Here is an 18,836-nt window from a genome sequence, read left to right on the forward strand (position 1 = left end):
TATATATAAACCTCCTGACTACTCGATGTCGAAAATAAGGTTGCCGTAGGGATCGACCTCACCCTTGGCAAAGGGCGGGATAACCAGAGTGGAACTGTATTCGATGATGATTGCCGGACCGTCGACTTTGTTACCGGGGCGTAGCTTGTCGCGGTTGAGGATGCGGGTTTCCATCTTTGTGGAATCAAAGACGGTCTCGGTGGTTCCGAGCAGTGCTTCGGAGTCCATTTCGAAAACCAGCGCGCCCGCTTCCGGAAATTCCGGCTTGGTGGGCATGCCCTTGGTGCGCAGACGAATATTGACGATCTCAACAGTTTTGTCATCATTGCGGTAGCCGTAATTCTGCTTGTGCAGACGGGAGAATTCCTCAATCCAGTCACCACTGAAAGGAACAATGATTTCAAAGGACTGTCCCTGATAACGCATGTCCAGAAAACGCTCCACAATGATGTCGTCAGCAGCAAAGCCCTCTTCTGCCAGATCGGCGCGACCCTGTGCTTCCAGCGGAGCAAAGAGTTCTTCCAGATCCACATCATTGGTGTTGTGCTGATCGCGCATGACAGTCAGAGAGTAGTCTTTGATAACATCGGCCATAACCATACCCACAGCGGAAAGAATGCCGGGGTTATTGGGAATAAACAGCTTGGGAATGGAAAGCAGCTTGGCAAGGAAGGCGCAATGCATGCCGCCCGCACCGCCGAATGAGAACATGGTGAATTCACGGGGATCGAAACCGCGCTCAACGGAAATCACGCGGATGGCCCGTTCCATATTGGTGTTGGCAATATCAAGGATACCTTCGGCCAGTTCTACCGGGGTAAGACCTGCTTTTTCAGCCATTGCTTCCATGGCCTCGTTCAGCTTTTCGGTCTTAAGAGACATTTCCCCACCAAGAAAATGTTCGGGAATAAGGCGGCCAAGGTAGAGGTTGGCATCAGTTACGGTGATCTCGGAACCCTTGCCGTAACAGATGGGACCGGGATCAGCACCCGCACTTTCGGGCCCTACTGTCAGCGATCCACCCGCATCAAGACGGGCAATAGAACCGCCGCCTGCGCCTACAGTATGGATATCGATCATGGGCACCTTGACCGGATAATCCTCGATGGCGGACTCCAGAGTCAGGGGCAACTCTTCATTAATTAATGCAACATCGGAAGAAGTTCCGCCCATGTCGAAGGTAATCAAACGGTCGTAACCAGCCATCTGACCGATGGCATGTGCACCCACCGCGCCCCCGGCAGGACCGGAAAGAATGGTCCGTACAGACTCATTCATGGCTGTTTCAGCGGAGATGGAACCGCCGTTACTCTGCATGATGCGCAGAGGATCATCACCCAAAGCCTCCTGCAACTTGGTCAGGTACTTGGTCATCTTGGGCGAAACATAGGCATTGATAACAGTAGTGGAAGTACGTTCGAACTCACGGAATTCAGCCAGAATTTCATGAGAAACAGAAACCGGAACACCGACAGCGTCCAAAAGTTCACGCATTCTGTTCTCATGTTCAGGGTTTAAATACGAAAAAAGAAGACAAAGCGCGACGGATTCGACACCGGAATTTCTAATTTTTTGCAAAATATTTTGCACTTTTCCTTCAGAAAACGGTTCAATTTCGTTTCCTTCGTGATCAATTCTTCCGCTAATTCCGAAGCGAAGTTCCGGCGGAACAATGTGCGGCTTTTTACAAAAAGATAAATCATAGAGGTCTGAACGGTTCTGGCGTCCGATCTGGATAATGTCTTCAAAACCCTCATTTGTGATCAGGGCGGTCTTCACACCTTTGCGTTCGAGAATAGCGTTGGTGGCGACAGTGGAACCATGAACAACCTGAACGGGCCGGTCCCCGGCTATGTGCTTAATGCCGTTAATTACGGCCTCGGAAGGATCACGAGGAGTAGAAAGACGTTTGTGTACGCCCCATTTATCTCCATCCTTATAAATAAAATCTGTAAATGTTCCTCCGGTATCAACTCCAATTATCAGCACTATATATCCTCCGCTGGGTAGTATTAAACCGCTTTTACAAAAACTGCGATTTGTCATTTTAATTAGTGTCTATTATTCGATTCGAACGAACATTACCCAATTTTGTCTACGATTAAAAGATTTTATTTTTGTCAAATTCTATGTATAAACACTCCTGATTCGCTCGAACCACCTCAAAAAAGTACCATCTATTTTTAAAATACTCGCAAAAACTGTTCACTTTTTTTCGCGTTTTTTAATTTTTCATAAACACTATAACTCAAATAACGGACATTTTTTAAAAAGTATTTCTTAAATAACAAAAAAAGCAAAACTCAACACGGAGGTTACTCATGTTAAAACGGATCATCACCCCCCTGCTTATGGTTTTGGCCTTTGCCGTATCCGCTCAGGCCGCAGAGCTCAAGATGGACTGTAACGCCATCTACGGTGCCACCAACTTTCACTCTCAGGGAGCCAAGCTATTTGCCGACAAAGTCGCTGAATACACCTCCGGTTCAGTTCAAATCACAGTTCATCCCGGCGGAAGCCTCGGCTTTAAGGGTCCCGAACTTCTCAAGACTGTAAAAGATGGTACCCTGCCCATGTCCGACATACTCATGGGCGTTGTTTCCGGTTCCGATCAGGTTTTCGGTATAAGTTCCATGCCCCTGCTGGCTAAAGACTACGCAGAAGCAAAAAAGCTCTACGATGCAGCCAAACCTTACTATGAAAAGGCCTGCAAAAAATGGAACCAGAAAATGCTCTACGCCGCTCCCTGGCCTCCCAGCGGACTTTTCACCAAACAACCGCTGAAAACCGTTGCTGATTTCAAAGGTCTCAAGACCCGAACCTATGATAAAAACGGTGCAGAACTGCTCCACGCCACCGGTGCCAGCCCTATGTCCCTACCCTGGGGTGAGCTTTACTCCGCACTTCAGACCGGACTTGCAAACTCCGTGCTGACCTCTGCTGTTTCCGGCAAAGACGGTAAATTCTGGGAAAACCTCAAGTACTTTAACAATATCAACTACGCCTTCCCCCTGAACATGATGGTCATCAACAAGGATTACTGGGATGCCCTGACTCCCAAACAGCAGGAAGCCATGCTCAAAGCCGCTGCTGAAATTGAAGCTTACCAGTGGAAACAGTTCGCAAAGAGCAACGATGAAGCTCTCAAAATTATCGCAGAAAAAGGCATCGTCATTTCTGAACCTTCTAAAGAAATCAGCGACATGCTGCACAAAGAGGCCAAACTCATGCTCGAAAACTCCATGAAAAAGGCCAAAAAAGGTTTCAAATCCGCAATCAACGCTTACCAGAAGTAGTTAAAACATGCGTGCAATTATCAGGTTAATCGAAGGCCTCTCCACAGGAGGGGCCTTTCTTTCAGCAGCCGGGATGCTCTTTATCGTTGGGCTTGTGGTCCTCGAAATCTTCCTGCGTGCGGTGCTCAATACATCCACCCTTGTTTCCAGCGAATACGGCGGCTACGCCCTTGTTTTCCTGATCCTGACCGGGCTGGCCTATACTATGAAAGAAGACGGGCTGATCAGGATCAACCTGCTTACCTCACATTTTTCTGAAAACGGCAAACGTATAGCTGACATAATTTCCGGAATTATCGGAGCGGCAATAACATCCTTCGCCCTCTTTTATACCGTGCAGATGGTCTACGAGACATGGGAACTTGAAATGACAGCGGACACCATTGCGGAAACCCCGCTCTGGATTCCGCAACTTGCTATTCCTGTGGGTCTGGCCCTGCTTCTGCTTCAGATTATCGCCTTTATTGCCAGGAGAGCTATTAATGATAAGTGATCCCTTGATGCTGGCCGTTGTCCTTGTAGGGGGCATGGTCTTATTTCTGCTTTCCGGCCTCTGGATCGGATTTTCCCTTTACGCAGCAGCTATCTGCGGCATGCTTTTCTGCAAGATGAACCTGCCGCCGACCATTTCTGTCTGGGATAAAATAGGCGACCTCATGGCAAACTCCCTGTGGAACACCATGAACTCGTGGCCTCTTTCGGCCCTGCCCCTGTTCATTCTCATGGGTGAAATCCTGTACCGCACATCCATTTCCACCCGCCTGCTCAATGGTCTGGTGCCGTGGCTGTCCAACATTCCGGGCCGCCTCTACCATATCAACGTAGTGGCCTGCTCCCTTTTTGCAGCGGTTTCCGGCTCCAGTGCGGCCACAACCGCCACTGTGGGTAAAATTACCTTTAATGAACTTTCCGAGCGCGGCTATCACAAAAGCCTCGCCATCGGTTCACTTGCCGGGTCCGGCACTTTGGGATTCCTGATCCCTCCCAGCCTGATCATGATTATCTACGGCATCCTCTCCGACACATCCATCGGGCAGCTCTTCATTGCCGGAGTTATTCCGGGTTTGACTCTCGCAGCCGTATATTCCGCATACATCATTATACGCTGCATGATGGACCCCACTCTCGTTCCGCAGGAAAAGGAAGAATTCACCACCGCCCAGCGTATTGAATCCTTGAAGGATTTATTCCCGGTATTTCTGCTCATTACTGTAGTACTGGGCGGTATATATGCTGGATTGACCACTCCAACTGAAGCGGCTGTAATCGGTGTGCTCGGCGCGCTCGGCATCGCCGTCTGGTTTAAAAACCTGACCCTGTCCAATTTCAAGGAAGCCCTGCTTTCCGCAACAAAGACAAGCGGTATGATCTGCTTCATTATTTGCGGCGCGGCTTTTCTGTCACAGGTGGTCGGCTTTCTCGGTATTGCCACGGCACTCAGTAAATATATCGCAACATTGGACCTTTCACCGTACATGCTCATCTTCGTTCTGGGTATCATGTACGTCATGCTGGGTATGATCCTTGATGGCATATCCATCGTAGTTATGACCCTGCCCATTGTGCTGCCCATCGTAACCGCAGCCGGCTTCGATCCGCTCTGGTTCGGTATCTTCGTGGTCTTTATGGTCGAACTGTCGCAGGTAACCCCGCCAGTAGGATTCTCCATCTTCGTCATCCAGTACATCACCGGAGACGACGTAAAAGATATCCTCAAGGCGACCTTCCCATTCTTCGTGATCATGGTACTGATGGTTATTCTGGTGACCATGTTCCCGGAGATAGTATTCTATCTGCCGGAGAAAATGATCGGAAGCTAATAGCATTAAACACAAAAATCCCCGCAAAGTTTAACTTTGCGGGGATTTTTGTGTTTTAAATTCCTTTTATTAAAACAGCCTAGCCGCTACATGCTCCCTGAAATAGGCATAGGTCAGGGTAAAATCATCGCGATTATGCGGCTCAAGGGTGAACGTCGGCAACGGGTCAAGCCCGGAGATGCGGGCAATTATGTAATCCCAATTCATACTGCCCTGCCCGAGGGCAAGATGCTCATCCTTACTGCCATGATTGTCATGCAGATGAAGGTGTTTGATATGCGGCGCAAAAGCATCAAACCAGATATCAAAATCACCATGCTCATATCCTTTGGAAAAGGAATGCCAATGCCCGAGATCAAAACAGATCCCGACATTATCCCGGTCAAGCTCTTTAACCAATCGCACAATGGGGTCCGGGGTAAATTCGTAAGTATTTTCAAGACAAAGTGGCGGATGATCCACCCATGAATCGCTCAGCCGGCGGATACCGTCAACACAATTGGCGTAAGCCCGCTCGAAAAGGGGCGGTTCAAGCCATGAAGTGAAAGAAGGATGCATGACCATGCGCTGGGGAGAGAAAATTTTCGCCAGCTCAAAGGCTGTATGCAAAGTATCAATGGAAGCATTACGGATGGCAGGATTAAGGCTGGAAGGCTTGAGGTCCAGAAACGGCAGATGCACAGTGCAACCAAGCTCTGCCTCAGCAAAACGATCACGGATAGAAAGCAGCAAATCCATGCTCAAACATTCATCGCCAAGGCAATCAAGGCCAAGTTCAGGCTGAATTGAATTTTCAATGAAGAAATCCAAATACTCAGGTGAATTATAAATATAGCGCAGGGGAAGATTTACGAAACAGGTCTCAAATTCAGGCTTCATTCTCCATCCCCCTCCGAGCAGGACCAGTTACTGGTCAAGCTTGGTCTGTAGATAATCCGTTCCCTTTAAAACCATCTGTCCCACAGGAACAAAAGTAGTAGTGTGACGCATGGTCAAGATGGTTTCCTTGCCAGGCCGCACATCAAAAGTCTCACCCCAAGAAATAGGAATATTATCAACAAAAGGTTGGATTTTGCAACGCTCTCCGTTACTCCAGACATCTTTCAAAGCATAGCTGTCAGGTCTAAGCTGAAGGCTTTTTCCACTAGTCCAGTTGACCAGATCAGGTTTGCCTTCCTCATCCTGCAACTCAAGAGCTTTGATTGTGCGGGGAACAATGGCCAGATAAAATTCTGTACGTTTTTTACCGGGAGTTTCCCGTACAACCCGGTAACGTGAGATTCCATCAGGTCCTTCAAGCATGTACTTTTTCATAAAATTAGAAGGATCGGCGATAATCTCATGCCCCACATCCTGACCGCTGTTGATCATTACCGAGGCAACAAATCCCTTGAGATTCAAAATCTCCTCTTTACTGCTGCCAAGGATGCCTTCCAGAATAATCTGGTCACCTTCAACTGCCTGCAAGGTTGATCCTGCACCGATAAAACGGGGCTGCCCGTTCAGCCAGCAAAGAAAGACCGGGCCGCTAACTTCCGGCAGGTCGGGCTTGCTGCCCTTCCAGCGCACTCTGGCTTTGGACTGCCTGCTGCCGTCAATACGCACTTCAAGAGCGGGAAATTGCGACAGGGCCATACGCGGAGCAGTCAACAGGTTGAGGTTGGGACGGTCGCTGGCAAAAACAGCCACAGCAGGTTCAAGCCCGGAATCGATTACAGCCTTGCCAGAGGTGGAAACAGGCGCACCGCGGACCAAATCAATGGACTTCCCACGCAGGGGCTTGCCGTTAATCAGGACTTCGAACCCCTGACCTTTGTGAGATTTTGGAAATGAAAATTCAGGAACATCCAGCTCAAGGCCGAATTCGCGTAACAGATAAACCGTAGCCCGCAACTGCTGACGAACTTTCCAGCCGAGATCTTTAATATCCTTACTGACCTCCACAGCCATAGCCGGGATTCCCCGTTCATGCAGGGCATAACAGGTCAAAGATTTCAGCATTTCGGGATATTGGGTCGCCTTAGCGAAGGTATCGGTATTAAAAAGGGTAAACCAGAAAGATTTATTACGTATCTCCCCGTTAAGCTTCTTGATAGTGCGTTTACACATCTCAGCAAGCTGGATATCTTTGTACACTGCGGCATCAATGATCAATGACTGCCCGTAACGCTTGGGGTTGCGCAGGCTGTTCACGTATTTGGGACTATAGAATCCACTCCCTTCGTGAAGATGGATAAAGCCTTCAGCCCCGCCGATGAGAAACCGTATCGCCCGAGCAAGGCGGTCTTCGTAAAAACTGTTGTATTCCTTATCAAAACGGCGATTCAAATCGACATTTATCTGCCGGGTACGGCGTAAAATCGAAGGTTCATTAGCTCGTGGAACAATTATCAGGCTTCCCTTGCGCACCTTGCAGCGGGTCAAAAGCTGGGCGGTAAAAAAACCGGAAAGCTCATCACCCTGAATGCCTCCCTGCACCATAATCACCGGTCCCGGTTCATCACCGAAAACCCAGGTAACCCTGAGCGGGTACTGCGTGCCTTCGAAAAAGGTATAGTTCCGCACCTGCTGCGCCTTAGCCGGGAAGGCCAGGAACAGAGTGAAAAGACTAATTAAGAACGCGCGACAAAGGATATACTTCACTGAAAATCAACTCACCCTTTTTAGTAGTGATCATTAACCTGATGCCGTAAATATCTTTCAAGGATGCTCCGGCAGGTAAACCGAACCGAGTCCGCACAACCTTAAAACGCTGGATGTGGAAAGACAGATCATTGCGGTTTACTCTGATCTTAACGCCCTTGCCGTTATTCTCGATAAGCTCAATCTTGGCTAGACCACTCAGAGCTGAAGATGTCTGAAGATTATTCAAATCAAAGCTCACTGCCAGACTACTTCCAGACTTACGCACCTTAACATTCTCAACTCCGGCCCGCATCAAATTCTTATAGAAAAGCAGCTTATTCAAATCCACAACAGGGGTGGATTCAACCTTCTTTTCTTCCACCGGGACAGCGGCGAGCAGGGATTGCAACTCATTAGGATCATAAGAATCGAGGATCTTATTAACGTTCTCCAGCCGCTCCAGCTGTACAGAAGCATCATTGAGAGTCTTTTGCAGCTCAATTTTTTCCTGCTTAAGCTGTCCGTTCTCGTTCCAGAAAGTATATCCGGCCCATGCCCCGGCACCGGCACAGACAGCGAGCATGAATACAATCCAGAAAAGGACCTTCAGCCAGAAGGGGCTGAGGCGATAGCGTTTGACAGTGTCATCGTCACGCATGAAAAGAACATTGTACTTGGTATTGCCCATCAGAGCTTTCTCCATTGTTCGTCAACAATCCGCCAGCCGTTCTTTTCCGGACGGATAACCAGTTTTTTAAATCCCTTGTCACTGTAGCCGGAAGAATCAGAATACTCCTGCCTGAAAGCCGCCACCAATCCTTGCGGATGCTCCCGCAGGGTGATTTTGCCGAACTCAACAGATGAAGGTTTGCGCTCTTTCCAAATGGAAAGCTTGTTTTTCCTGATGGACTCAGATCCCCTCCGGCGTCCTTGCCGGGCACGGGAATCATACAGGGAAATATATTTATCCATATCAGCTGCAAGCCAGCTTTTCTTCCATGTATCGAGAAAACCTTCCACGCCCGCCAGCTTGGTAGCGAGATATTTATCTTTAAGTGAATGAATCGAAGGCCCGTATTCACGACCTACAATTTTCCACTTTCCATCCACCTTCTGCCAGTAGAGCCTTTTGGAAGAGGATGAGGACAGTTTACCGGAACGATAATACTGATCAAACCAGGTTACCCAGTAATCAGGACCGCGCAGGGCATGCAGATTGTACAACTCTATGTCAATCCATCCGGCACGGGAAAAGATCCTTTTCTTCCTGTTTTCAAAAGCCTTGAAGGAACGTCTCTCAGACTTTCCAAACAACTCCGGGGAATAAGCAGCAAAAAAGGAATCATCACGGGATTCCCAGTCCGCAGCCCATTTGCGGACCAGCTTTTCAAGCTCGGCGGACTCGTCGGACTGTCCGTCATTTGCGTTGTTCCAGCCGACTTTTTCCCCGATGACTACAGGGGTTCCGGGTTTTATCTTTTTATCAAGGTAATCCATATCGGGATTGACCAATGCCACGCACCCTTTAGTATCCATGGGTACAAGTTCTTTGCCACGCCCATGAATCCAGATTCCATACCCGGTCTTACCTCTGATACGGTCCACAGGATTGGGAAAATCCAAAGGAAACGCCATTTCCCCGTAGAGTGTAAAGTCTTTCAGGCCGGTTCTTTTCCCGGTGGTGAAATAGACGCCTTCAGGAGTCTTGAGATCGCCTTCAACAATCTTATCTCCCGCAACCTGTCCGGTAGCACAAGTAAAGCTTGCATCGGCATGCAAAGGGCTTTTATGGATCAGAAGATGCAGAGTCTGGGATTTTTTCTCCACAGCGACAACATATTCAGGAACCAACGGAGTCGGATCAATAACAGGTTCCCACCCCTGAGCAAAACAAAGGGATGTAAAGCCTGACAGCAGAAAAAAGACTGCCGTAAAAATTCTCAATAAATGCATCATTCCGAACCCGATACTCCATCGCCCTGCACTACAAAATGACAATATAAAAAACATAAAAAAGAATTAAGGATATACACTAAACATTTGATTCACTAATCAACAACGGACACTGCACCAGAGCCGTATAAGACGTCTTTCCAATCAGCTTCCTTACAACACTTTTCCATTATTAAAAAGCAGCTTTTTAAGACCCTAACATGAATGTATAAGTACTGCAAAAAAGAAGACCCGGCACAGCTGAAACAACTGCGCCGGGATTAAAAATCAGTTCAAAGTATAAGTTTTCAAGCTATTCACCGAACACTCTTTTGAAAATCATCTCTTCATAACGGGTGTAATAGTCCATATCAAAAGCTTCATCCAAAGCACCGCTGTCAAGATGGGAATTGATGGTTTCATCCTTGCGGACTTCATCAGGAAAGGAAACCTTGTTTTCCCAGCAATGCATGGCCACTTTCTGAACCATCTCATAAGCTTTCTGACGCTCAAGCCCGGTTTCAACAAGAGCAATAAGCACCCGCTGAGAATAGAAAAGACCGTAGGAGGCCATGAGATTGCGATCCATGTTGTCGCCGTTGATCTTCAGCCTTTTGATAACTCCGGTCATGCGGGCGAGAATGTAGTCGGCAAGGATGGTGGAGTCAGGCATAATGACCCTTTCCACGGAAGAGTGACTGATGTCACGCTCGTGCCAGAGAGGCATGTTCTCCATAGTAACAAGCCCGTTGGTACGCAGCAGACGGGAAAGTCCGCAGAGGTTTTCTGCGGAAATGGGATTCTTCTTGTGCGGCATAGCGGAAGAACCTTTCTGACCTTTACTAAAACCTTCTTCAACTTCAAGAACCTCGGTACGCTGAAGATGTCTCAGTTCAACGCCCAGACGTTCAATTCCGCCGCCAAGCATGCCCAGTGCTGTGAAAAAGTCCGCATGGCGGTCACGCTGTACGATCTGGGTGGAGATGGGGTCCACACCGATTCCGAGAAGCTCACAGGTAATGCGCTCTACTTCGGGATCCAGCAGGGCGTAAGTTCCTACCGCACCGGAAATTTTACCCACGCTGACGCTCTTCAAGGCATCGGCGATACGCTCACGATGGCGGGAGAACTCGGCGTAGAAACCGGCCATTTTCAAACCGAAGCTGGTAGGTTCAGCGTGAATACCGTGAGTACGGCCCATGCACATGCGGCCCATGTTGGCGTGAGCCATTTCTTTAAGGGCTTCAAGAAATTCATCAAGATCGTCCAGAATCATCTTCCCGGCACGGCTGAGCATTACGCCGTTAGCGGTGTCGACAATATCTGAAGAAGTGCAGCCAAGGTGGATGAAGCGGGAAGAAGGACCGACTTTCTCTTCCACGGCGGTCAGGAAAGCGATGACGTCATGTTTGGTCTTTTCCTCAATTTCGAGGATACGGTCCAATTCGAAATCCGCTTTTTCACGGATGATCTCCATGTCTTCAGCCGGGATGCGACCAAGCTTATGCCATGCTTCACAGACAGCGACTTCAACTTCAAGCCACACTCTGAAGCGGTTCTCCAGAGTCCACAGTTCACCCATTGCGGGACGGGTATATCTTTCAATCATTTTACCAATTCCGGTTAGTTGTTGAGAAAATGAGGTAATGTTCAATACGATCAGGGCCTACCATATTATAAACAGCAGGCCGGGACAAGACACAGGGAATTTTATCGGATGAGTTTACCGCGCAAAAAAACAGACGGCCCGGAATACACCGGGCCGTCTGGCCTTATATCAGCTAACTTGATGCGCTGCCGGAACTCTTTGCGGAAGAATCCGATGAAGTGGATGCACTGGTACCGCTTCCCGCCGGACTAGAGTTACCGGTTTTCCCGGCCGCCGAGTCGGTTTTACAGTACCCTGAAGAATACCAGCCTCCGCCTTTCAGTACAAAGCTGGAATTAGACAGAACCTTAGTGGCTAAGCCACCGCAGACCGGACACTCCAGTTCCTTGTCTTTAAAACTTGTCTGCCATTCTTCAAATATCTGCTGACATTCATGACATTGGTATTCATAAATCGGCATAATACCCTCCAATAAAAAAGGCACGCCAGACCTCATAAAAGAGGTTGGCGGACCTGTCCCTGAATATGAGGGGGCTGAACCGGATCAGTCCCGCTTATTACCGGGCAAGGCCCGTGCGGGAACTGAAACAGATCAGTAAAATAACTTAGCTGGCTGCGGCAGCCTTAGCTTCTGCGATACGAGCCTTAATTCTTTTAGCTCTGCGGTGACGTTTACGCTGAAGTTCTTTCTTTCTTTCGATCTTTTTGTGCCTACCCATCTGGAGGACCTCCTGAATATTTTTTTCGTACTTGCTGCACGATTATATGCTGCAAAGAAGGAGTCATTACCCTAAAAAAGGATCAATTGTAAAGAACTTAAGCTAACACAATTCGCCAGACTTCACGCATTTTTTCGCAAAATATTTTTTTCACAAGCTAATACACTAAAATTTCTGAACAAATCAACAGACACCTGATTTTAACCCTTGACTATAAGCCGCATCGTGAACATATAAAACTTTCCCTGCCGGAAGCGGAGTAAAAAACTCCCCGGCAAAAAGCCTGTGAGGAGAAAACCATGAAGAAAGCCAAGACAAACAAAGCATTTGATAGAGCCGTTGAAGATATAACCGAAGTATTCATGTTCGACCATTGGACAAGATTCTACTTCATCTTTGAAGAAGGCAAAAAATTAATGGTCAAAGTTCCTGACGAGGTATCGACCCAAGTCGAAAAAGAATACCCCGGACTCAAAGGACTGCTCGACCTCATGAACAACGAGGAAATCGACCAGCAGAAATCTATGAACACCGTCTGTTCATTCATCGGCGCACGCTTTGACGGCACCAAGTACAGCGACAAAATAGTTCCCAAGGTTTTTGATTCCAAAGCTTTCAAAATGGAAATGTACCTGTTTAACCTCTGGATCAAGGGACACGAATCCTATCTTGAGTCTGAAGTAATGACTTTTGACGACTGGAAAGAACTTTATTCCGGCTGGAGAGATCAGGATGAAGTAAAAACTTACGTGGAAAGACTGGGCAATGCCGGAAGCGGAGCCCACATTCAGCCCCCGACTTGCTCCACCGTACAGTAAAGACCAATATACATTTAAGCATAAACGGGAAGTCGCACTTAGCGGCTTCCCGTTTTTTTTATTTTATGACCCTGCGCGCGCCGATGTAATATTTGCGCCAATAATTCTTCTCCATGGACTCTTCTCGTACCGTATGCCCGCTTTTGGGGCTATGAATGAAAGAATAGCCGTTCCCGGAATATATTCCGGTATGCAGGCTTTTGCCCTGCCCCGGAATTTTAAAAAGCACGATATCTCCGGCCTGAATCTCACTTCTACGTACCGCTTTGCCCGCATTCTTCTGCTGCCAGGAGACCCGCGGGATATTTATTCCGTGTCGCCGGTAAACCCACCAGACCAGACCGGAACAATCAAACCCTTCACCGGGCGACGCCCCTCCCCATTTATACGGCTTGCCAATCTGAGTCCGGGCACTATTGACCACAGAATATCTTAAAGAATGATGCACAACCGGACCGCCACCGCCTGATCCGGGCACTCCGATAATCTTCTTGCCGCACCCGGAAATCAAAATGACCAGACAGCAAAAAATCACCCGCCAGAAAATTTTATTACTCTTAGCTCCCCATTTGCTCATAACATAGTTTCTATCCCGAAAAATCGGCATTAACAATAGATTTAACCACTACTACCGCCAGTGCTGGTTCAATTTTTCACAAAATATTTTCCAATTATCAGCAATCTCTATAGGTAGATAAACCCATTTCATCTCAATTAGCTGTTGACTTTTCTTCAAATTTTGAAGACTAATTTGTACAGTTTAGGTGATTATTGTGAAACATTTTCAAGAGTTACACAAAACCTAAAAAGATAACACGGCTGAGGCGTTTTTTTTAAAATCTGGTACAACATCGCGTTACAGTGAGGTCCGTATGTTGCCCATGATGTTAGTTCTGGCCATCTTGTTGCCCTTGGTGGCTGCTGTCGGCTGCTACTTTTTGCGTGTCAGCGCGATCAGGTCTCTGATCGTTCTCTGCACAGGAGTAGTTCTTGCCGCGGTCTCCCTTGCTCTTCTCGGACAAGGGACTTTTACCTATTCTCCAGGTACAATTGTTGGAATCAGCTGGGATTCCCTTATAACCCTGGCGGATTTTGCCCTGCTTTTCGTAATGCTCTATTACGCTTTCAAACTCAAAAATCAGATGATCAAGATCTTCGTGATCTTACAGATTATCCCGCTTGCTGTGTTTGAAATGTTCTTCGTCGACCATGCGGTTGAGACTCCTGCTATCTTTGCAGACAGTCTTTCCCTGATTATGGTTGCCGTCATCTCCGTCATCGGATCGCTGATCTGTTTCTTCGCGATTCCGTACATGAAGGAGCATGAGGAGCATCTGCACTTGGTAAAATCCCGCCAGCCGCAATTCTTCTTCTTTCTCGTTCTGTTCCTCGGAGCAATGAACGGGCTGGTCCTTTCCAACAACATTCTCTGGCTCTACTTCTTCTTTGAAGTGACCACCTTCTGCTCTTTCATGCTCATCGGGCATGACCAGACCCAGATTGCGGTCAAGAATGCCACCCGCGCCCTGATGCTTAACGCACTTGGCGGTGTTGCTTTCGTCTTCGGTATGATCTGGGCCTACGCTGAAACCGGTTCCCTTGACCTTCAGGTCATCATTCAGGCCGGTCCCATGGGCGGCCTTATGCTTGCTCCTCTGGGTCTGCTCTGTCTCGCCGGATTCACCAAAGCCGCTCAGGTTCCGTTCCAGAGCTGGCTGCTTGGAGCGATGGTTGCGCCGACTCCGGTCTCCGCACTGCTTCACTCCTCCACTATGGTTAAGGCCGGTGTATACATCGTACTGAGACTTGCTCCCGCTTACGCAGGAACCTTCCTCAGTCAGGGTATAGCACTCTGTGGCGCCTTTACCTTCCTTGCCTGTGCTGCCATTGCGATCAGCCAGAGCAACGGTAAAAAGATCCTTGCCTACTCAACTATCAGTAACCTTGGATTGATCATCTGTTGTGCCGGTCTTAATACCAGTTGGGCCATCACCGCAGCAATCATCCTGATCATCTTCCACGCAGCCTCCAAGGCCCTGCTCTTTCTGTGCGTCGGCACAATTGAGCATGGTATCGGCAGCCGCGACATCGAAGATATGCACGGCCTGTACCTCAAGATGCCCCGCACTGCGGTTATCACCATCGTGGGCGTCATGACCATGCTGCTGCCTCCCTTCGGCGTTCTGCTCGGTAAGTGGATGGCCATTGAATCCGCATCCGGTGACATGTTCGTCATCACCATGCTTGCACTTGGTAGTGCGCTTTCTCTGGTATTCTGGGCCAGATGGGCAGGTATCCTGCTCACAGCTCCCCTGCGCGACAAAGTTCCCGCAGAATCCCAGTCCGCGCTGACAAGACTCACCCTTACCGCTCTTGCCGGTATCGCTGTGGTGCTGTCTTTCTTCTCGCCTGTGATCTACACCAAGCTCATCGAGCCTATGGTCGGCAAGTCCTTTGAAATTACTGCTGGCGTATTCACATCACCCATGGGTGTTTTTGCTGTATACCCCATCTTTATCATCCTTGCTGCCGCGTTCATCTACTCATGGATTGAGACCAAGAAGTCTGCAAGCGATAAGACTTCCCAGACTTACATGTGTGGTGCCAACGTTCCTGAAGCCGGTGTTCAGTCCTTTATCGGACCCATGAACGGCCCGGTAGAACTCAAGGCAAGTAACTACTACATGAAAGAGTTCTTCGGTGAAGAAAAACTCACCCTCTGGGTCAACTTCGTTGCTCTTGCTCTCATCGTTCTTATGCTGGGAGGGGCTCTGTAATGAAAACAATCATTCTTATAATACTCGGCATCGTTATTGCGCCTGTTCTGGGCGGCCTTATTGCCGGACTTGACAGACGGGTTACTGCCCGTCTGCAATCCCGCTTCGGTCCTCCGCTCTTGCAGCCTTTTTATGATGTTGCCAAACTGTTCGGTAAAGACAAAGTCGTCAGTAACTTCTGGCAGGTATTCTGCTCATGGGTTTACCTCATTGCAGCTGCCCTGTCTGTCGGTCTTCTCTTTGCCGGAAGCGACCTGCTCCTGATCTTCTTTGTTCAGGCAATCGGTGCTGTCTTCCTGGTAATGGGCGGTCTTTCTACTCCGTCCCCTTACAGTCAGGTAGGTTCCCAGCGCGAACTGATTCAGGTCCTGACTTATGAACCTCTGCTCATCCTTGTTTTCGCATCCATTTTTATGGTTACCGGAAGCTTCAGGATCGATGAGATTCTGGCCTACGAACAGCCGCTGCTGATCCAGCTGCCGCTCATGTTTGTAGTCCTTGGTTATGCTCTGACCATCAAGCTGAGAAAATCACCTTTTGACTTCTCCACTTCCCACCACGGGCACCAGGAGCTGGTCAAAGGTATGCTTACCGAGTTCTCCGGTCCCTACCTTGGCATTATTGAAATAGGCCACTGGTACGAGACCATCTTCATCCTCGGTATTTGTGCCCTCTTCTGGCACACCAGCCTGGTAGGTTGCGTACTCTTGATCGCCTCCACCTACTTTGCAGAGCTGATCATTGATAACACAATGGCGCGCATGACCTGGCGCTGGATGCTCAAATACGTTTGGAGCATCGGTCTGGCCATGTCTTTCGTCAACCTCATCTGGCTGTACGCAGGTTAAGCTTATGTTCAAGAAATTCATTGAAAATTCACGCGCCAAGTCTCCGTGGATCATGCATTTTGACTGCGGAAGCTGCAACGGCTGCGATATCGAAGTTCTGGCATGCCTGACACCGCTGTACGACGTTGAACGTTTCGGTGTTGTCAACGTGGGTAACCCCAAACATGCCGACGTCCTTCTGGTGACCGGAACCGTCAACCACAGAAACGCAAAGGTACTGCGTAACATCTACGATCAGATGCCTGATCCTAAAGGTGTTATCGCCATCGGTGCCTGCGGTCTGTCCGGCGGTATTTTCCGCGAGTGCTACAACGTTCTTGGCGGGATCGACAAGGTTATCCCGGTTGATGTTTACGTCCCCGGTTGCCCTGCGAAACCCGAAGCCATCATCGACGGCGTGGTCACAGCCCTTGCCAAGTTTGAAGGCCTCAAAGGCTAAACATTACGAGGGATAAGATCATGATTGAAAATCAGATAGATATAACTCTGGAAAGCCTGGTAGGCGAAGTCTCCAAGATGAAGAGTGACGGACAGCGCATGGTCACCTTCTCCTGCACCGACATCGGTGACGGACAGGCTGATATCATCTACCACTTTGATAAAAACGAAGTACTCACCAACTTGCGCCTGACCGTGGACATGGATAAACCCGTGCCCTCCATCAGCGGCGTGTACTTCGCAGCACTGCTCATCGAAAACGAATTACAGGACCAGTTCGACATCAAGTTCGACGGCCTTGTGCTCGATTTCGGCCGCAAGCTGTACCTTGACGACGAAGTGACCATCATCCCCATGTGTAACAACACTAAGGCGATGAAACCTAAAAAATAACTCGTCTTCCCGGATGAACCCAAGACGAAAACAACTATAGGGTAAATTATGGCACGTACCATCATACCTTTCGGTCCGCAGCATCCGGTTCTCCCGGAGCCGCTGCATGTGAAGCTTGTCGTGGAAGACGAGATCGTACTGGAGGCCATTCCCGCACTCGGATACGTTCACAGGGGTCTGGAAAAACTCGCTGAAATCCGCGATTACCACCAGATGATCCAGGTCGTTGAACGCGTCTGCGGTATCTGCTCCAACATCCACTCAATGTGCTATTGTCAAGGCATTGAGGAGATCATGGGAATTGAGGTTCCCAGAAGAGCCGAATACCTCCGCACCATATGGTCCGAACTTCACCGTATGCACAGCCACCTGCTCTGGCTGGGTCTCTTTGCCGATGCTTTCGGTTTTGAAGCCCTGTTCATGCAGTTCTGGCGCATCCGTGAACGCATCATGGACATCAACGAAGCAACCACAGGCAGCCGTGTAATCACATCTGTCAATATTGTGGGTGGTGTCCGTCAGGACCTGACTCCCGAGATGTGCTCCTGGATTCTTTCCGAAGTTGATACTGCGGTTAAAGAAATCAAAGAAATCCAGAACACCATTCTCAACGACTACACAGTCTGTGCCCGTACCAAGGGTGTTGGCGTTCTTACCAAAGAACAGGCCTACGACCTCGGTGCAGCAGGCCCGACCCTGCGTGGTAGCGGCGTTGCTTCTGATATGCGCCTGCTCAAATACGCAGCATTTGATAAACTCGACTTCGAACCTATCGTCGAACAGGACGGAGACTGCTATGCTCGTTCCACCGTCCGTTTCCGCGAAACCCTGCAGTCCGCTGAGCTTGTAAAACAGGCCATTGCAGGACTCCCGCAAGGTGACCTTGCAGCTCCCTGCAAAGGTAACCCCGAAGGCGAAATCATAACCCGCGTGGAACAGCCCCGCGGTGAATGCCTCTACTACATGAAAGGTAGCGGCAAGAAGTTCCTTGACAGGGTCCGCATCAGAACACCCACGTTCGCCAACGTACCGCCTCTCCTGGCGATGCTTCCGAACTGCGAACTGGCTGATGTTCCGGTTATCATTCTGTCAATCGACCCGTGCATCAGCTGCACGGAACGCTAGGAGGCCGAGACATGCTTAACATGACTCCCACTGTACTGAAGAACCTCCTTCAAAAAAGCTCCACTCGCATGTACCCCATCGAGAAACGCGAGCCTTTTGAACGCTACAGAGGTGAACTGTTCAATAACATTGACGAGTGCATTTTCTGCAAAAAATGCCAGATTAAATGCCCTTCACAGTGCATTACCGTCACCAAAGATAAAGAAAGCGGCACCGGAACATGGATCTGCGATCCTTTCGCATGTGTCTACTGCTCAATCTGCGTTGATGCCTGCCCGACACAGAGCCTGTACATGAAACCTGTACACCGCGCCCCGTCCGCAGAACGCGACATGATGGAACAGACCGGTAAAATCAAGCTGCCCAAGAAAAAAGCCAAGAAGTAATTCTAAGCTTAGTTCGAACTATAAAAACCCCCGCGATTTTAGAATTGCGG

General features: G+C 48.9%; 18 protein-coding genes. 10 read left to right on the forward strand and 8 right to left on the reverse strand.

What is annotated here, in order from left to right:
- Window positions 1-18: 18 nt before the first annotated feature.
- Complete coding sequence (locus tag FMS18_RS09870; protein ID WP_163293988.1) at window positions 19-1,989, reverse strand: hydantoinase/oxoprolinase family protein; 1,971 nt, start codon at window positions 1,987-1,989, stop codon at window positions 19-21.
- A gap of 332 nt (window positions 1,990-2,321) precedes the next feature.
- Between FMS18_RS09870 and FMS18_RS09875 the strand changes: the two genes are divergently transcribed.
- From FMS18_RS09875 to FMS18_RS09885, 3 genes are read left to right on the forward strand one after another with little or no spacing between them, the layout of a single operon-like run.
- Window positions 2,322-3,296, forward strand: coding sequence for a TRAP transporter substrate-binding protein (locus FMS18_RS09875; protein ID WP_163293990.1), 975 nt, complete (start codon window positions 2,322-2,324; stop codon window positions 3,294-3,296).
- Window positions 3,297-3,303: 7 nt separating this feature from the next.
- Window positions 3,304-3,789: a TRAP transporter small permease subunit gene (locus tag FMS18_RS09880; RefSeq protein ID WP_163293992.1), complete on the forward strand. Its 486-nt coding sequence runs from the start codon at window positions 3,304-3,306 to the stop codon at window positions 3,787-3,789.
- On the forward strand, window positions 3,779-5,116 hold the full coding sequence (locus FMS18_RS09885) for a TRAP transporter large permease (protein ID WP_163293994.1): 1,338 nt from the start codon (window positions 3,779-3,781) through the stop codon (window positions 5,114-5,116). Before FMS18_RS09880 ends, FMS18_RS09885 begins: the two co-directional genes overlap by 11 nt.
- 69 nt (window positions 5,117-5,185) lie before the next feature.
- On the opposite strand, the gene FMS18_RS09890 is transcribed toward FMS18_RS09885, so the two are convergent.
- The 6 genes from FMS18_RS09890 to FMS18_RS09915 all read right to left on the reverse strand — a co-directional run bounded on the left by FMS18_RS09890 (window position 5,186) and on the right by FMS18_RS09915 (window position 11,742).
- Window positions 5,186-5,995, reverse strand: coding sequence for a sugar phosphate isomerase/epimerase (locus FMS18_RS09890; protein WP_163293996.1), 810 nt, complete (start codon window positions 5,993-5,995; stop codon window positions 5,186-5,188).
- Window positions 5,996-6,022: 27 nt separating this feature from the next.
- Window positions 6,023-7,681 carry a M99 family carboxypeptidase catalytic domain-containing protein gene (locus tag FMS18_RS09895; RefSeq protein WP_368854159.1) on the reverse strand — a complete coding sequence of 553 codons (1,659 nt, stop codon included), beginning with the start codon at window positions 7,679-7,681 and terminating at the stop codon, window positions 6,023-6,025.
- A gap of 43 nt (window positions 7,682-7,724) precedes the next feature.
- Complete coding sequence (locus tag FMS18_RS09900; protein ID WP_163294000.1) at window positions 7,725-8,429, reverse strand: hypothetical protein; 705 nt, start codon at window positions 8,427-8,429, stop codon at window positions 7,725-7,727.
- A complete protein-coding gene (locus tag FMS18_RS09905; RefSeq protein WP_239061002.1) occupies window positions 8,429-9,697 on the reverse strand; it encodes a L,D-transpeptidase family protein in 1,269 nt (422 codons plus the stop codon). Before FMS18_RS09905 ends, FMS18_RS09900 begins: the two co-directional genes overlap by 1 nt.
- A 289-nt stretch (window positions 9,698-9,986) precedes the next feature.
- The gene (gene purB, locus FMS18_RS09910) at window positions 9,987-11,282 is read right to left on the reverse strand and encodes an adenylosuccinate lyase (RefSeq protein WP_163294011.1); all 1,296 of its coding nucleotides are present in this window, start codon (window positions 11,280-11,282) and stop codon (window positions 9,987-9,989) included.
- Window positions 11,283-11,454: 172 nt separating this feature from the next.
- On the reverse strand, window positions 11,455-11,742 hold the full coding sequence (locus tag FMS18_RS09915) for an FmdB family zinc ribbon protein (protein WP_163294016.1): 288 nt from the start codon (window positions 11,740-11,742) through the stop codon (window positions 11,455-11,457).
- 558 nt (window positions 11,743-12,300) lie between these two features.
- Between FMS18_RS09915 and FMS18_RS09920 the strand changes: the two genes are divergently transcribed.
- Window positions 12,301-12,819: a hypothetical protein gene (locus FMS18_RS09920; protein WP_163294018.1), complete on the forward strand. Its 519-nt coding sequence runs from the start codon at window positions 12,301-12,303 to the stop codon at window positions 12,817-12,819.
- 58 nt (window positions 12,820-12,877) lie between these two features.
- Here the strand turns inward: FMS18_RS09920 and FMS18_RS09925 are convergent, their stop codons facing one another.
- Window positions 12,878-13,396, reverse strand: a complete 519-nt coding sequence (locus FMS18_RS09925) for a C40 family peptidase (RefSeq protein WP_239061003.1) — start codon at window positions 13,394-13,396, stop codon at window positions 12,878-12,880.
- A gap of 295 nt (window positions 13,397-13,691) precedes the next feature.
- Here FMS18_RS09925 and FMS18_RS09930 point away from each other — a divergent pair, with 295 nt between their 5' ends.
- Genes FMS18_RS09930 through FMS18_RS09955 form a run of 6 tightly spaced genes read left to right on the forward strand, consistent with a single transcriptional unit; the run spans window position 13,692 to window position 18,786 of the window.
- Window positions 13,692-15,596 carry an NADH-quinone oxidoreductase subunit L gene (locus FMS18_RS09930; protein ID WP_163294022.1) on the forward strand — a complete coding sequence of 635 codons (1,905 nt, stop codon included), beginning with the start codon at window positions 13,692-13,694 and terminating at the stop codon, window positions 15,594-15,596.
- On the forward strand, window positions 15,596-16,444 hold the full coding sequence (locus tag FMS18_RS09935) for a complex I subunit 1 family protein (protein WP_163294024.1): 849 nt from the start codon (window positions 15,596-15,598) through the stop codon (window positions 16,442-16,444). Before FMS18_RS09930 ends, FMS18_RS09935 begins: the two co-directional genes overlap by 1 nt.
- A gap of 4 nt (window positions 16,445-16,448) precedes the next feature.
- Window positions 16,449-16,883, forward strand: a complete 435-nt coding sequence (locus tag FMS18_RS09940) for an NADH-quinone oxidoreductase subunit B family protein (RefSeq protein WP_163294026.1) — start codon at window positions 16,449-16,451, stop codon at window positions 16,881-16,883.
- Between the two features lie 20 nt (window positions 16,884-16,903).
- Window positions 16,904-17,275 (forward strand): NADH-quinone oxidoreductase subunit C, encoded by a 372-nt coding sequence (locus FMS18_RS09945; RefSeq protein ID WP_163294028.1) that lies wholly within the window; start codon window positions 16,904-16,906, stop codon window positions 17,273-17,275.
- A 48-nt stretch (window positions 17,276-17,323) separates the two neighbouring features.
- The gene (locus tag FMS18_RS09950; protein WP_163294030.1) at window positions 17,324-18,400 is read left to right on the forward strand and encodes a nickel-dependent hydrogenase large subunit; all 1,077 of its coding nucleotides are present in this window, start codon (window positions 17,324-17,326) and stop codon (window positions 18,398-18,400) included.
- Between the two features lie 11 nt (window positions 18,401-18,411).
- Entirely contained in the window at window positions 18,412-18,786 is a 375-nt protein-coding gene (locus FMS18_RS09955) for a 4Fe-4S dicluster domain-containing protein (RefSeq protein WP_163294032.1), read from the forward strand.
- The last annotated feature ends 50 nt before the right edge of the window (window positions 18,787-18,836 follow it).

Origin of the sequence: Desulfovibrio sp. JC022, from assembly GCF_010470665.1 — a bacterium.
Classification (GTDB): domain Bacteria; phylum Desulfobacterota; class Desulfovibrionia; order Desulfovibrionales; family Desulfovibrionaceae; genus Maridesulfovibrio.

Bases quoted from the DNA above. Each gene is read 5' to 3' on its own strand.
- FMS18_RS09955 (WP_163294032.1), top strand. From the start codon at position 18,412: ATGCTTAACATGACTCCCACTGTACTGAAGAACCTCCTTCAAAAAAGC.
- FMS18_RS09950 (WP_163294030.1), top strand. From the start codon at position 17,324: ATGGCACGTACCATCATACCTTTCGGTCCGCAGCATCCGGTTCTCCCG.
- FMS18_RS09885 (WP_163293994.1), top strand. From the start codon at position 3,779: ATGATAAGTGATCCCTTGATGCTGGCCGTTGTCCTTGTAGGGGGCATG.
- FMS18_RS09905 (WP_239061002.1), bottom strand. From the start codon at position 9,697: ATGATGCATTTATTGAGAATTTTTACGGCAGTCTTTTTTCTGCTGTCA.
- FMS18_RS09880 (WP_163293992.1), top strand. From the start codon at position 3,304: ATGCGTGCAATTATCAGGTTAATCGAAGGCCTCTCCACAGGAGGGGCC.
- FMS18_RS09925 (WP_239061003.1), bottom strand. From the start codon at position 13,396: ATGAGCAAATGGGGAGCTAAGAGTAATAAAATTTTCTGGCGGGTGATT.
- purB (WP_163294011.1), bottom strand. From the start codon at position 11,282: ATGATTGAAAGATATACCCGTCCCGCAATGGGTGAACTGTGGACTCTG.
- FMS18_RS09915 (WP_163294016.1), bottom strand. From the start codon at position 11,742: ATGCCGATTTATGAATACCAATGTCATGAATGTCAGCAGATATTTGAA.
- FMS18_RS09890 (WP_163293996.1), bottom strand. From the start codon at position 5,995: ATGAAGCCTGAATTTGAGACCTGTTTCGTAAATCTTCCCCTGCGCTAT.
- FMS18_RS09900 (WP_163294000.1), bottom strand. From the start codon at position 8,429: ATGGGCAATACCAAGTACAATGTTCTTTTCATGCGTGACGATGACACT.
- FMS18_RS09945 (WP_163294028.1), top strand. From the start codon at position 16,904: ATGATTGAAAATCAGATAGATATAACTCTGGAAAGCCTGGTAGGCGAA.
- FMS18_RS09935 (WP_163294024.1), top strand. From the start codon at position 15,596: ATGAAAACAATCATTCTTATAATACTCGGCATCGTTATTGCGCCTGTT.
- FMS18_RS09940 (WP_163294026.1), top strand. From the start codon at position 16,449: ATGTTCAAGAAATTCATTGAAAATTCACGCGCCAAGTCTCCGTGGATC.
- FMS18_RS09920 (WP_163294018.1), top strand. From the start codon at position 12,301: ATGAAGAAAGCCAAGACAAACAAAGCATTTGATAGAGCCGTTGAAGAT.
- FMS18_RS09930 (WP_163294022.1), top strand. From the start codon at position 13,692: ATGTTGCCCATGATGTTAGTTCTGGCCATCTTGTTGCCCTTGGTGGCT.
- FMS18_RS09875 (WP_163293990.1), top strand. From the start codon at position 2,322: ATGTTAAAACGGATCATCACCCCCCTGCTTATGGTTTTGGCCTTTGCC.